Annotated in this window: 9 protein-coding genes and 1 pseudogene; 7 read left to right on the top strand and 3 right to left on the bottom strand. The window is 72.1% G+C overall.

Features of this window, described 5'->3' with window-relative positions; genetic code table 11:
• The first annotated feature begins 66 nt into the window (after positions 1-66).
• The 4 genes from ACFC79_RS12580 to ACFC79_RS12565 all read left to right on the top strand — a co-directional run bounded on the left by ACFC79_RS12580 (position 67) and on the right by ACFC79_RS12565 (position 6802).
• Positions 67-1197: an LLM class flavin-dependent oxidoreductase gene (locus tag ACFC79_RS12580; RefSeq protein WP_376238734.1), complete on the top strand. Its 1131-nt coding sequence runs from the start codon at positions 67-69 to the stop codon at positions 1195-1197.
• A 479-nt stretch (positions 1198-1676) separates the two neighbouring features.
• Positions 1677-3416 (top strand): amidohydrolase family protein, encoded by a 1740-nt coding sequence (locus ACFC79_RS12575; RefSeq protein ID WP_376238731.1) that lies wholly within the window; start codon positions 1677-1679, stop codon positions 3414-3416.
• Complete coding sequence (locus ACFC79_RS12570) at positions 3413-4966, top strand: aldehyde dehydrogenase family protein (protein ID WP_376238729.1); 1554 nt, start codon at positions 3413-3415, stop codon at positions 4964-4966. Before ACFC79_RS12575 ends, ACFC79_RS12570 begins: the two co-directional genes overlap by 4 nt.
• 270 nt (positions 4967-5236) lie before the next feature.
• Positions 5237-6802: an APC family permease gene (locus ACFC79_RS12565; RefSeq protein WP_376238726.1), complete on the top strand. Its 1566-nt coding sequence runs from the start codon at positions 5237-5239 to the stop codon at positions 6800-6802.
• 29 nt (positions 6803-6831) lie between these two features.
• Here ACFC79_RS12565 and ACFC79_RS12560 read toward each other — a convergent pair whose 3' ends face one another.
• Entirely contained in the window at positions 6832-7575 is a 744-nt protein-coding gene (locus tag ACFC79_RS12560) for an endonuclease (RefSeq protein WP_376238723.1), read from the bottom strand.
• Positions 7572-8261: a DNA polymerase ligase N-terminal domain-containing protein gene (locus ACFC79_RS12555; protein WP_376238720.1), complete on the bottom strand. Its 690-nt coding sequence runs from the start codon at positions 8259-8261 to the stop codon at positions 7572-7574. The genes ACFC79_RS12560 and ACFC79_RS12555 overlap by 4 nt, the downstream gene beginning before the upstream one ends.
• Positions 8262-8711: 450 nt before the next feature.
• On the opposite strand from ACFC79_RS12555, the gene ACFC79_RS12550 reads away from it, so the two are divergent.
• Positions 8712-9557, top strand: a complete 846-nt coding sequence (locus tag ACFC79_RS12550) for an LLM class F420-dependent oxidoreductase (RefSeq protein ID WP_376238718.1) — start codon at positions 8712-8714, stop codon at positions 9555-9557.
• A gap of 114 nt (positions 9558-9671) precedes the next feature.
• Here ACFC79_RS12550 and ACFC79_RS12545 read toward each other — a convergent pair whose 3' ends face one another.
• Positions 9672-11306, bottom strand: coding sequence for a PucR family transcriptional regulator (locus ACFC79_RS12545; RefSeq protein WP_376238715.1), 1635 nt, complete (start codon positions 11304-11306; stop codon positions 9672-9674).
• Between the two features lie 433 nt (positions 11307-11739).
• Between ACFC79_RS12545 and speB the strand changes: the two genes are divergently transcribed.
• Together speB and ACFC79_RS12535 are read left to right on the top strand one after the other, a co-directional pair.
• Entirely contained in the window at positions 11740-12717 is a 978-nt protein-coding gene (speB, locus tag ACFC79_RS12540; protein ID WP_376238712.1) for an agmatinase, read from the top strand.
• Positions 12718-12802: 85 nt separating this feature from the next.
• A pseudogene (locus tag ACFC79_RS12535) lies at positions 12803-13060 on the top strand (zinc-binding dehydrogenase); the annotation flags it as partial.
• Positions 13061-13187: the final 127 nt, after the last annotated feature.

Raw genomic sequence — 13187 nt, 5'->3', positions numbered from 1 at the left:
GTCGGATCCATCACGATCTGACGATGTGTCAGAAATAGTCAGGGCGATCGAGGACGGTGAACCACCTTGGAATTCGGGCTCTTTGTACAGGGGTACGTGCCCGCCGCGCGGGCCGGGGTCGACCCCGAGGCAGAGCACAAGGCGCTGATCGAGGAGACCGAGTACGTCATCCAGGCGGACAAGTCCGGCTTCAAGTACGCCTGGGCCTCCGAGCACCACTTCCTGGAGGAGTACTCGCACCTCTCGGCCAACGACGTGTACCTGGGCTACCTGGCGCACGCCACCGACCGCATCCACCTCGGATCCGGCATCTTCAACCCGCTCGCCCCCGTCAACCACCCGGTCAAGGTGGCCGAGAAGGTCGCCATGCTCGACCATCTCTCCGAGGGGCGCTTCGAGTTCGGGTCCGGGCGCGGGGCCGGCAGCCACGAGATCCTGGGCTTCATGCCGGGCATCACCGACATGAACCACACCAAGGAACTCTGGGAGGAGACCATCGCCGAGTTCCCCAAGATGTGGCTCCAGGACGAGTACGCCGGATTCCGGGGCAAGCACTGGTCGCTGCCGCCGCGCAAGGTCCTGCCGAAGCCGTACGGGGGTTCGCACCCGGCGATGTGGTACGCGGCCGGTTCGCCGTCCTCGTACGCGATGGCGGGGAAGAAGGGGCTCGGCGTGCTGGGCTTCAGCGTGCAGAAGGTCTCCGACATGGAGTGGGTCGTCGAGTCCTACAAGACCGCGGTCAAGGAGGCCGAACCCGTCGGGGACTTCGTCAACGACAACGTCATGGTCACCTCCACCGCCATCTGCGCCGAGACGCACGCCGAGGCCGTCCGGATCGCGGTGGGCGGCGGGCTCAACTACCTCCAGTCGCTGCTGTTCCGCTACCACGACACCTTCCCCCGGCCCGAGGGCATCCCCGAGTGGCCCGAGCTGCTGCCGGAATACACCGAGGAGATCATCGAGCTGCTGATCGCCGAGGAACTGATGATCTGCGGCGACCCGGACGAGGTGCTGCGCCAGTGCAAGCGCTGGGAGCAGGCGGGGGCCGACCAGTTGAGTTTCGGGCTGCCGATCGGGATCAGCCGGGAGGACACCCTGAAATCGATCGAGCTGATCGGCGAGCACGTGATCCCGAAGATCGACACCGACCCGGTGCACCGCACCTCGCGCTTCCGGGCGTCGGCGGGGCGGAAATGAGCCCGTACGGAAGGTGAGCGGCACCTCTCGGGGGCCTGTCCGGCCGGGGCCTGTCCGATGGGCGAGCGGCCTCCCCTGCCGGGGTTCGCCCGGCCGGTGAGCGGCGTCCTCGGGCCCGGCCCGGCAGCTGATCGGCGGATCGGCGCCTCTCGGGGCCCGTCCGGGGTGCGGAGCCCCGGTCACGACGGCGGCGTCTTCCCGGACCGCCGCTCCGTGCGGCCGGGGTGCGTACCGCGGCCGTACGCACCCCGGCCGCACACATGTCGGTCGCGCGTACCGGGAGAACCCGGTTGCACCGACCGGCTGCCCGGACCGACCGGACCGATGCCCGGACGTCGGCGACGCACGGATGTCGACGATGCCCGGACGTCGACGACGCACGGATGTCGACGACGCACGGATGTCGACGACGCACGGATGTCCACGACGCACGGACTTCGACCACGCATGGATTTCGACGCACGGAAGGGAACCCCGTCATGCTCGACCACCTCATCCGCGGAGCGACCGTCGTGGACGGCACCGGCGGCCCCTCGTACCGCGCCGACGTCGGTGTCCGGGACGGCCGCATCGCCGTCATCGCCGAACCGGGCACCCTCGCCGAGGAGGCCGTCACCAGCGAGGACGCCACCGGGCTCGTCCTCGCCCCCGGCTTCGTCGACCCGCACACCCATTACGACGCCCAGCTCTTCTGGGACCCGTACGCCACCCCGTCGATGAACCACGGAGTCACCACCGTCGCAGGGGGGAACTGCGGATTCACCCTCGCCCCGCTCCACCCGGACCGGCCCGAGGACGCCGATTACACCCGCCGCATGATGGCGCGGGTGGAGGGGATGGCCCTCAAGGCCCTGGAGGAGGGCGTTGACTGGAGCTGGTCCAGCTTCCGCGAGTACCTGGACGCCCTCGAAGGGCGGATCGCCGTCAACGCCGGGTTCATGGTCGGCCACTGCGCCCTGCGCAGGCACGTCATGGGCGCCGACGCGATCGGCGGACAGCCCACCCCCGCACAGCTCGACGCCATGCTCGCGCTGTTCCACGACGCGATGGACGCCGGGGCCTGGGGACTGTCCACCACCCAGTCCGCCACCCACTCCGACGGCGACGGGCGGCCGGTCGCCTCCAGGTACGCGTCGCCCGAGGAACTCCTCGCCCTGTCCCGTGCCGTCGGCGAGCACGAGGGCACCCAGCTCGAAGCGATCGTGGCCGGGTGCCTCGACCAGTTCTCCGACGAGGAGATCGACCTCCTGGTCGACATGACCGCCACCGCCGGACGGCCGCTGAACTGGAACGTGCTCACCATCGACGCCGCCGTCCCGGAACGCGTGCCGCGCCAGCTGATACCCAGCGAACGCGCCCGTCGGGCCGGGGGCCGGATCGTCGCCCTCACCATGCCGATCCTCACCCCGATGAACATGTCGCTGGGCACCTTCTGCGCCCTCAACCTCATCCCCGGCTGGGGCGACATCCTCTCCCTCCCCGTCCCGGCACGGATCGCCCGGCTCCGCGACCCCGCCGTCCGGGCCGAGATGCTGCGCCGCGCCGACAGCAAGGAGGCCGGCGTCTTCCGCCGCCTCGCCGACTTCGGCCGGTACGTCATCGGCGACACCTACAGCGAGGCCAACGAAGGACTGACCGGCCGGGTCGTCGGTGACATCGCCGCCGAACGGGGCCAGGACGCCTTCCACTGTCTCGTCGAGATCTGCGCCGCGGACGAACTGCGGACCGTGCTGTGGCCGATGCCCACCGACAACGACCCCGCGTCCTGGGAACTGCGACGGCAGACCTGGGCGCACGAGGACGTCATGCTCGGCGGCTCCGACGCGGGCGCCCACCTGGACCGCATGTGCGGCGCCCCGTACACCACCCGCTTCCTCGGCGACTGTCTGCGCCGACGCAAACTCCTCCCCCTGGAACAGGCCGTCAAGATGCTCACCGACGACCCCGCCCGGCTGTTCGGGCTGCGCGAGCGGGGCAGGATCGAGGAGGGCTTCCACGCCGACCTCGTCCTCTTCGACCCCGAACGCGTCGACGCGGGCCCCGCCACCCTGGTGCACGACCTCCCCGGCGACAGTCCCCGTCTCGATTCCAGGGCCATCGGCATCGTGTCGGTCCGGGTCAACGGGGTGGAGACCCTGCGCGACGACAAGGTGACCGGCGCGGTACCCGGCACGGTGCTCCGCTCCGGCCGCGACACCCGGACGGTGAGCACCGTATGAGCGACGTGCGGCGGCCGGGCGACGGACAGCAGCCGAGCGACGCGCAGCGGCCGGGCGACGGACGGCGGCTCAGCGGCGGGCATCGGGCGGGTGACGGACGGCGGCGCCTCTTCATCGGCGGACGGTGGACCGAACCCGAACTCGGCCACTACGAGGTGATCAACCCGGCCACCGAGGAGGTCGTCGGCCTCGCCCCGGAGGCGAGCCGCGGGCAGGTGCACGCGGCCGCCGCGGCAGCCCGCGAGGCGCTGGACGGCTGGTCGCGGACCCGCCCCGAGGAGCGGGCCGCGATCCTGGACCGGGCCGCCGACCTGATGCTGCGCGACCTGGCGGGCCACGCCGCGCTCGCCCAGGCGGAGAGCGGCGCCACCACGGGCACCGCCCGGGGCATGCAGGTCGCCGTCGGTGCCGCCCGCTTCCGGCGGTACGCCAGGGGTGCCCTGGAACCGGTCGAGGAGCCCATCGCACCGCAGATCAACGAGGCGGGGCCGATGGGGCGGGCCGGGGTCTTCGGGGCGCTCGCGGTGCGTCAGCCGGTGGGTGTCGTCACGTGCATCACCTCGTACAACAACCCCTGGGCCAATCCGGCCGGAAAGATCGCCCCCGCGCTCGCCATGGGCAACACGGTGGTCGTGAAGCCCGCACCGCAGGACCCGCTGTCCGTCTACCGGATGGCCGAGACGCTGGAGGCGGCGGGCGTCCCGGCGGGCGTCGTCAACGTCGTCACCGGATCGGGGCCCGAGGCGGGCGAGGCGGCCGTCGACGCCCCGGACGTCGACATGGTCAGCTTCACCGGCTCCACCGCCGTCGGGCAGCGCATCGGCGAGGTCTGCGGGCGCACCATGAAGCGGCAGCTGATGGAACTGGGCGGGAAAGGGGCCGCCGTGGTCCTCGACGACGCCGACCTCGATTCCGCCGTGGCGGGCATCGGCACCACGTTCTCCTTCTACAGCGGCCAGATCTGCACCGCCCCGACCCGCGTGCTCGTCCAACGCGGCGTCCACGACGCCCTGATCGAGAAGCTCACCGCCTACGCGAGGCTGCTGAAGGTGGGCGACCCGACGGTACGGGGGACGGTCGTCGGCCCGGTCGTCTCCGCCGCCCACCGCGACCGCGTCGATTCCTACATCGAGCTCGGCCGGAAGGAGGGCGCCCGGGTCGTGACGGGCGGCGAGCGTCCGGCCGGGCCCGACCGGGGTTTCTACGTCGCGCCCACGCTCCTCGCCGACTGCACCAACGACATGCGCGTCGTCCGTGAGGAGATCTTCGGTCCGGTCGTCGTGGTCGTCCCCTTCGACGACGAGGAGGAGGGCATCGCCCTCGCCAACGACAGCGACTACGGGCTGATCGACTACGTCTGGTCGTCCGACGTGGCGCGGGCCTTCCGGATCGCCCGCCGGCTGCGTGCCGGAGGGGTCGGGGTGAACACCGTCGGACGCAACATGGAGGCCCCGTTCGGCGGGTTCAAGAGGAGCGGGGTGGGCCGCGACGTCGGCTCGTACGCCCTGTACGCATACAGCGAACTCCAGGCGATCGTCTGGCCCGGCTGACGACCTGGTCGCGAGCCCCGGCGCCCGTCCGGGACCCCGTGGGTGTCCGCTCACCGGACACCCACGGGAAATTTTGAATCCACACAAAACGGGCACGGCTGCGATTCCAGTATGGCGCGACGATGAGGAGTGGCCTCATATATCAAGGCTTTGTGACTCCAGCGCCTTTGATTTACGTCAAATCCCTGCGCTCGTAACCGAAAATTCAAGGATGAGGCGCTGGAGTCTCATAGTCCGGATGTGGATATCGCAGCACATAACGTCCCTCCCATGACACAGCTGGACGTGCGGCCGCGGGCCGGAGACACGGTACGGGGCGCCGCCCCGGCCGACGGCGGTGTGCGCGGAAAGGGCCTCGGCGGCAACTCCGTCGGCCTGATGGGGAGCGCCGTCATCGGCGTCTCCACCGTCGCCCCCGTCTACTGCCTCACCTCCACCCTCGGCTCCACCGCGGGCGAGGTCGGCGTGCAGATGCCCGCCGTCTTCCTCGCCGGGTTCCTCCCGATGCTGCTGGTCGCCTTCGCCTACCGCGAACTGAACAAGGCGGTGCCGGACTGCGGCACCTCGTTCACCTGGACGGTGAAGGCGTTCGGTCCGCGCGTCGGCTGGATGTGCGGCTGGGGCCTGGTCATCGCGACGATCATCGTGCTGTCGAACCTGGCGGGCGTCGCGACCTCGTACTTCTGGCTGTTGGCGGGCGAGATCACGGGCAGCGACGCGATCGCCGCCCTGGACGGGAACAAGGCCGTCCACATCCTGACCTGCCTGGCCCTGATCGCGATCGCGACGGCGATCAGCTACCGGGGCATGACCGCCACCAAGGGCGTCCAGTACACCCTGGTGGGACTCCAGCTCGTCGTCCTCGCGGTGTTCGTGGTGATGGCGGTGCAGAAGGCGCGCAGCGGGGAGTTCGCCACCTCACTGGACTTCTCCTGGTCCTGGCTGAACCCGTTCGCGGTGCAGTCGTTCGCGGCGTTCACCGCGGGCCTGTCGCTGTCGATCTTCATGTTCTGGGGCTGGGACGCCTGTCTGACCGCCAACGAGGAGACCGTCGGCAGCGAGAAGACCCCCGGGCGCGCCGCGCTCATCGCGATGGTCGTGCTCGTCGGGTCCTACCTGGCGACCGGCGTCGCCGCGCAGATGGCCGTCGGTTCGGGCGACTCCGGTCTGGGCCTCGGCAACCGGAAGACCTCGGACAACGTCTTCGCCGCACTCGCCGGTCCGGTCATGGGCCCCGGTCTCGGCATCCTGCTCTTCGTCGCCGTCCTGGCCTCCGCCGCCGCGAGCCTCCAGACCACGTTCATCCCGGTGGCCCGCACGGTCCTGGCGATGTCCGCGTACGAGGCCCTGCCCGCCTCGTACGCCCGCGTCCACCCGCGCTTCCGGACCCCGGGACGTGCGACGGTCACGGCGGGTGTGGCGACCGGCATCTTCTACACGGTCATGACCCTGGTCAGCGAGCACGTCCTGGTAGACACGATCTACGCGCTCGGCCTCATGATCTGCTTCTACTACGCGCTGACGGCCTTCGCCTGCGCCTGGTACTTCCGCGCCGACCTGACCCGCTCCTTCCGCGACCTCGCCTTCAAGGGCCTCTTCCCGGTCGTCGGCGGCACCCTGCTCAGTGCCGTGTTCGGCAAGACCCTCTACGACATGTGGAACCCGGCGTACGGCTCCGGCTCGTCCGTCCTCGGGGTCGGCTCGGTGTTCGTGATCGGTGTGGGGCTGCTGTTGCTCGGGATGGTGCTGATGCTGGTGATGCAGCGCCGCAGCCCGGCGTTCTTCCGCGGCGAGGTGCTGACCAAGGAAACCCCGGCGCTGGTCGTGGAGGACTGAGGGCCGGGGCCTGAGGGCCCGGCCCGTGCTCACGCCGCATGTGCGACGACGTCGTCCACCACGTGCTTGTCCAGCGCGGCACGCACCAGGGCCGCCGCGAGCGCGGCGTGGCCCCGGACGGCGCCCTGTTCGCCCCGCCGCTCCCGTTCCCCGCGTTCGTCGCGTTCCGCCTGTCCCGCCCGGTCCACCCGTTCCTCCCGGGCGGGGGCCTCGGCGCTGTCCGCGAGTCGTACGAGCCTCGCCGGTGAGGCGGGCAGCCCCAGCCGCTCCGCGCCCTGGAGGGCCTTGTCGTCCACGAACGGTGCCGTCTCCGGCCACACGTCCTGCACCTCGCGGAGAAAGATGTCCGCCCCCGCCGGGCCGATGCCCGGGGTCCGGCGCAGCCCGGCCCGCAGCACGTCCAGATCGCCGTCGGCCTCCTCGCGCAGCCGCCGCAGATCGCCCCCGTAGTCGTCCAGCAGGAGCCGGGCGCCGTCGCCGAGCTGGCTGGCGGTCCGTTCGTCGTATCGCCGGTAGCCACCCTCGCCCAGCGCGTCGACCCGCTCCTGCCAGCTCGCCGCCAGCATCCGGTCGGGGGAGCGCAGGCCGTGGGCGAACAGCGCACGGGCCGCCGCCACCGCCACGGACGCCCGGATCCGGGCGCTCAACAGGTCACTGAGAACCAGCAGTTGGTACAGCGGCTGTGGAGTGTTCCGCAGCCGGATGCCCGCCTCGTCCGCGTACGTGGTCCCGTGACGATCGAGGAGGGTTGCCACGGTGTCGCGTGCGGTCACGGCACCCCGCCTCCTTCCTCCGCGGCCACCTGCGCCAGGGTCCGGCCGGTGCGGGCCGAGCGCGCCAGGTACGGATCGGGTGTGTCCGGTCCGTCGTGCGTGGCCTGTCCGTCCTTGGCCTTGATCAGCAGCCACACGTCCTCACCCGGCGTGCCCTGCTCGCCGCCCTTCTTGAAGCGGGTGAGGGCGAACTCGCCGTGCAGCCTGGTGCCGTCCAGCCAGAAGGTCGCGTGCCCGTCCTCCAGCGCCTGCTCGAACGGCACCGGCGCGCCCCAGCGGTCGTGGCTGAGCGGGTGGTACGTGCCCTGGTCCCAGACGATCACCGTGCCGCCGCCGGACCCGCCCTTCGTGATGACGCCCTCGAACGTGCGGTACTCCAGCGGATGGTCCTGCGTGGCGACGGCCAGCCGCCGTTCGCGCGGGTTCTCCGAGGGGCCGCGCGGCACCGCCCACGATTTCAGCACGCCGCCGACCTCCAGCCGGAAATCGAAGTGCATGCGCCGTGCCTGGTGGATCTGCACCACGAAACAGGGCAGCGCGCCCGAGTGCCCGCCGTCGCCGTGCGGCTTCGCGTCCGCCTCGACGCGCCGGTCGCCGCGGCGGTCCCGACGGCCGCTTCCGGTCCCGCGATCGGTGTGATCCCGGTGGTTCCGGGGCCGGCCCTCGCTCGTCCCGGTCGCATCCATCCGGACACCTCCTCCGGCAGCGGCCCCGCCCCGTCCTGGGCCTCCCTTCCACTGTGACCCTCCTGGCCGAGAACCGCACAGCTTCGCCCGAACGGCAAACCGGGGAGCCCACTCCCTCTCGACTCGCCAGGCTGCAAGGGCAGGCATGCCTGACGTTGCAAGGGCAGACATGCCTGACAAAGAGCCCCAGGGTCCTTCCCGTGGACGCCTCGGACCCGGTGGGCGTCAGCCTCGTCTCCGCGCTCGTGCCGGTGCCGCACGGATGCCACAGGGGTGCGCCCGGGTGCCCGCGCGGAGACCTGCGCGAATAGGCGCCCGGGTGCCCGCGCGAGGACCTGCGTGAATAGGTGTACGGGTACCCGCATGCGCCGATGCGCGGTCTCGGATTCCGGCGCCGCGCGGCATACGTTGGGGCCGTCACCGTACCGACCACGACGGAGGTGCCCTCATATGCGGATCGCCACGACGATCTTCCTCACCGACGAGACCATCACGCCGCTGCGGCTCGCCCGCGAGCTGGAACAGCGCGGGTTCGCCGGGCTCTACCTGCCCGAACACACCCACATCCCGGTGAGCAGGGACACCCCGTACCCCGCGGGCGGTGAACTCCCGCCCGAGTACGCCAGGACCCTGGACCCCTTCGTCGCCCTCGCCCAGGCCGCCGCCGTCACCGAGCGCCTGACCCTGGGCACCGGCATCACCCTCGTCGCCCAGCACGACCCGATCGACCTGGCCAAGCAGATCGCCACCCTCGACCATCTCTCCGGCGGCCGGTTCACCCTGGGCGTGGGCTACGGCTGGAACGTCGAGGAGGCTGCCGATCACGGGGTGGACTGGTCGACCCGCCGCGCCCTCGCCCATGACCGGCTGGCCCTGATGCAGGCCCTGTGGACGGAGGAACCGACCGCCTACGACGGGGAGTTCGCCTCGGTCCGGGCAAGTGACGTGTACCCCAAGCCGGTTCAGGCGGCCCGCGGACCGGTGGGCGGCCCCCGCACCCTCTTCGGCGGCGCGGCGGGCCCGAAGCTCTTCGAGCGCATCGCCCGGCAGGCGGACGGCTGGCTCCCGATCGGCGGCAGCGGTCTCACCGAGTCCCTGCCGAAACTGCGCACCGCCTGGGAGTCGGCGGGCCGCGACCCGAAGCACCTCCAGGTGGTCCCGTACGCGGTGATCCCGGACCAGGGAAAGCTGGCACACTACGCGGACCTGGGCATCGAGGAGACCGTCCTGCAACTGCCGTCCGCGGGCGAGGCGGAGGTGCTGCGGGCGCTGGACGCGTACGCGGAGTTCCTCTGACCGGGACGGATGGCCGGGGCGGATGGCGGGGGCGGCTGACCGGGGCCGATGACGGGGACGGGGCTCCGGCGGCGCGTGCCCCGTGCTCACGGCTCACGGTTCACGGCTCGTGGCTCACGGCTCGTACCAGGTGAGGGCGAGCCAGAGCTGGGCGCGGGTGTCCGGGTCGGACAGGTCGGCGTCGAGGAGTCGTTGGATGCGGGTGACGCGGTGGCGGACGCTGTTGCGGTGCATGTCGGCGGCCTGGGCGGTGCGGTCCCAACTGCCGTGGCAGGAGAGCCAGATGCGCAGCAGGTGGACCAGTTCGGGGCCGTCCGCGACGCCATCGAGGAGCGGGCTCAGGGCGGTGCGGGCCCAGGCGGTGGCCTGGGACCGTTCGAGGAGTTCGCCGATGCCGCGCCCGGCGGCCCGGGAGACGAGCGGCGTGCCGGACGCGACGGCGCGTTCCAGCAGGAGGCGGGCGTCCTGGCCCGCCGAGGGGAGACGGTCCGGCGGAACGGGGCGGCTCAGCGCGGTGAGCCAGCCCGATTCCGTGTGCAGGGCGGTCAGTTGGTCCAGGGAGGTGTCGGCCGGGACGATCGCGCACAGGCGGCCGTCGTGGAGATCGACCAGGGGACTTCCGACGGCGCGGACCACCGCCGTGGCGTCGTCCGGCGGTGGTGTCCTGCGGCCGGCCGGGGCCCGGGTGCCGCGCAGGACGCGTACGGGCTCCGGCTCGTCGGTGTCCAGCAGGGTGCGCAGGAGGTGTTCCACCCGGGAGGGGGTGTTGCTCGGGGCGGGGCGCTCGCCCAGCAGCAGCCGGGTCATCAGGCTGTGCCGGGTGCCCGTGACGCGCTCCGATTCCGCAAGCAGCCCGAGCAGCCCCACACACACGGCGGTGAGGGTGCGGTCCGGGGCGGTGAAGGGGCGTGATCTGCCGAGCAGCAGGACGTGCGTGCGGCCGTGCAGCGAGGCGATCGGATGCAGGTCGACGTGGACGCCGCCGCTGGCGTGCGTCGCGCTGCGCGGGCCCGAGCCGCGTCCCAGGCGCAGGGCGAGATCCACGAGGTCCCGGCCGGGCTCCGGGGCCCCGCCCGCCGTCCGGACCGGGTTGCCCCGGCTGTCCAGCAGGACGGTCCAGCAGTCGGCCGCGTCCGCCATTGCCGCGAGCACCGCGGGGACCGGCGGCACGCCGTGCAGGGCGGCCCGGGTGATCCGGGTCTGCGCCTCCGCCAGCCCTCGCTGCTGGTCGGCCCGGCGCCCCTCCAGGGCGTCCGCCACGGCCCGGCTCACCGCGAGGAACGGGGTGCCGCGCGGGACGGTCAGCAGCGGCAGGCCGTACCGTTCGCACGCCTCGACCAGGGCGGCGGGCGCCTCGGAGTGCACCGGGGCCAGCCCGAAGCCGAGCGCGGCCACGCCGGAATCCGCAAGGGCGCGCGCGTAGGAACGCAGCCGGTCGGGGTCGGCCGGCAGGTTCAACCCCGCGCTCAGCAGCAGTTCGCCGCCGTCCAGGTACGGGGCGGGGTCGGCGAGCTCGCTGACGTGTGCCCAGCGCACCTCCCGGTCCAGCAGCCCGTGACCGGCCAGGACCTCCAGACCGAGGCCGGGCAGTTCGGCGATCTCCCGCAGCGGGACGGTGATCTCCGGCTCGGGCGCGGTGCGGGAGGGGACGGCCGCGGTGGGAGGGGCGGCGGCCGAGGTGGGGGGAACCGCCGTGGTGCGGGAGGGGACTGCCGCGTCGTGCTCGTCGTCGCGTGCCTCGGTACTCACGGCCGGCCTCCGGGAACTCGGTCGGGACTTTCGGTGACGGACCCGGGAACGCATGGCGGCTTTCCGCGCCGCACGGCCGGGCGGGTCGTCGTCATCCCGGAGCGACGGGTCCTGTCACCCCAGGAGTGTGGGTCGTATCACCCCAAGAGTAAGGAGAAGTGGGATGGAACGACCAATGATGTTTAGCGGTACGCAACCTTATGGTGAAAGTCGGCGCCAGGAGACCTGCCCCGTCCGCCGAGTCCACGGAACCGCGGCTTTCGCAATCCGGGCCTGCGGAACCGGGGCCTGCGGAACCGGCCCCGCAGGAACGGGCCCCGGAACCGCGGAGCCGGAGCATGCGGCACCCAGCCCGCAGCACCGCGCCCCACCCGGCAGCAACACCGCCCGGAACCCCGGCAGCATCACCGTCCGGAAGAAAAGAGCCTCACCCATGTCCCTCGCACAGTCCCCCGACGCGGACGGCCCCATCGGTCCCGTGGACAGCGCCCGCGTACCGCGCTTCGCCGGTATCGCGACCTTCGCGCGACTGCCGCGCATCGAGGAGGTGCCCGCCGCGGACATCGCGGTCGTCGGCATCCCCTTCGACACCGGCGTCTCCTACCGGCCGGGTGCCCGCTTCGCACCCGCCGCGGTGCGCGAGGCCAGCCGTCTCCTGCGCCCGTACAACCCGGCCCTGGACGTCTCCCCGTTCGCATCCGTGCAGGTCGCCGACGCCGGGGACATTCCGGTCAACCCGTTCAACATCGGTGAGGCCGTGGCCACCGTGCAGGACGAGGTCGGCGCGCTGATGGACACCGGTGCCTCGGTCGTCACCATCGGCGGCGACCACACGCTCGCCCTGCCGCTGCTGCGCGCCGCCGCCAGGAAGCACGGCCCGGTCGCGCTGCTGCACTTCGATGCGCACCTGGACACCTGGGACACCTACTTCGGCGAGCCCTACACCCACGGCACACCGTTCCGCCGCGCCGTCGAGGAGGGCATCCTCGACACCGAGGCCCTGTCGCACGTCGGCACCCGCGGCCCCCTGTACGGCAAGGCCGACCTCAGCGAGGACGAGCGCCTCGGCTTCGGCATCGTCACCTCCGCCGACGTCATGCGGCGCGGCGTCGACGAGGTCGTCGACCAGCTCCGCCAGCGGGTCGGCGACCGGCCGCTCTACATCTCCGTCGACATCGACGTGCTCGACCCGGCGCACGCCCCCGGCACCGGCACCCCCGAGGCCGGCGGCCTCACCTCGCGCGAGCTGCTGGAGATCCTGCGCGGTCTGCGCGGCACCAATCTCATCGGCGGCGACGTGGTGGAGGTCGCGCCCGCCTACGACCACGCCGACATCACCTCCACCGCCGCCTCGCACGTTGCGTACGACCTGGTCAGCCTGCTGGCCCTGCGCTCGGGAGAGAAGCGATGACCACCTTCCCGCCCTGATCGGCGGCGTCCGCGCGCTGCCCGCGGACGGCCGCACCCAGGAACTGACCGACCCCGCCACCGGCGAGGTGTTCGGTGCCAGTGCCCTGTGCGGACCGGACGAGGTCGAGGCGGCGGTACGCGCCGCCGACGTCCGCCCCGGCGACTCCGCGGTCGTCATCGGCTGCGGCGGTGTCGGGCAGGCCGTCCTTCTGGGCCTGCGCACGGTCGGCGCCCACCCGATCGTCGCCGTGGACCTCTCCGAGGAACGCCTGGAACTCGCCCGCTCGCTGGGCGCGACGCACCCCCTGCGCGGGGACGCCCCGGACCTCATGACCAAGGTTCACGAGATCACCGGCTGCCCGCCTGCCCGCCTGCCCGCCTGCCTGCTCGCCTGCCCGCCCGTCCGTGCGTCCCTCCCGTCCTCCCCGTTCCCCTGTTCCCCTGTTCTTCCTCCCCGGGTGGCGGCCCGGG

The sequence above is a fragment of the Streptomyces sp. NPDC056061 genome (assembly GCF_042266885.1).
Lineage (GTDB): Bacteria > Actinomycetota > Actinomycetes > Streptomycetales > Streptomycetaceae > Streptomyces.
Note: the sequence above shows the minus strand (reverse complement) of the source record. Positions and strands in the feature narration are given on the sequence as shown.

Excerpts from the sequence above, each read along its gene's own strand:
- ACFC79_RS12575 (WP_376238731.1), top strand. The coding sequence starts at position 1,677 with ATGCTCGACCACCTCATCCGCGGAGCGACCGTCGTGGACGGCACCGGC.
- ACFC79_RS12570 (WP_376238729.1), top strand. The coding sequence starts at position 3,413 with ATGAGCGACGTGCGGCGGCCGGGCGACGGACAGCAGCCGAGCGACGCG.
- ACFC79_RS12565 (WP_376238726.1), top strand. The coding sequence starts at position 5,237 with ATGACACAGCTGGACGTGCGGCCGCGGGCCGGAGACACGGTACGGGGC.
- ACFC79_RS12555 (WP_376238720.1), bottom strand. The coding sequence starts at position 8,261 with ATGGATGCGACCGGGACGAGCGAGGGCCGGCCCCGGAACCACCGGGAT.
- ACFC79_RS12550 (WP_376238718.1), top strand. The coding sequence starts at position 8,712 with ATGCGGATCGCCACGACGATCTTCCTCACCGACGAGACCATCACGCCG.
- speB (WP_376238712.1), top strand. The coding sequence starts at position 11,740 with ATGTCCCTCGCACAGTCCCCCGACGCGGACGGCCCCATCGGTCCCGTG.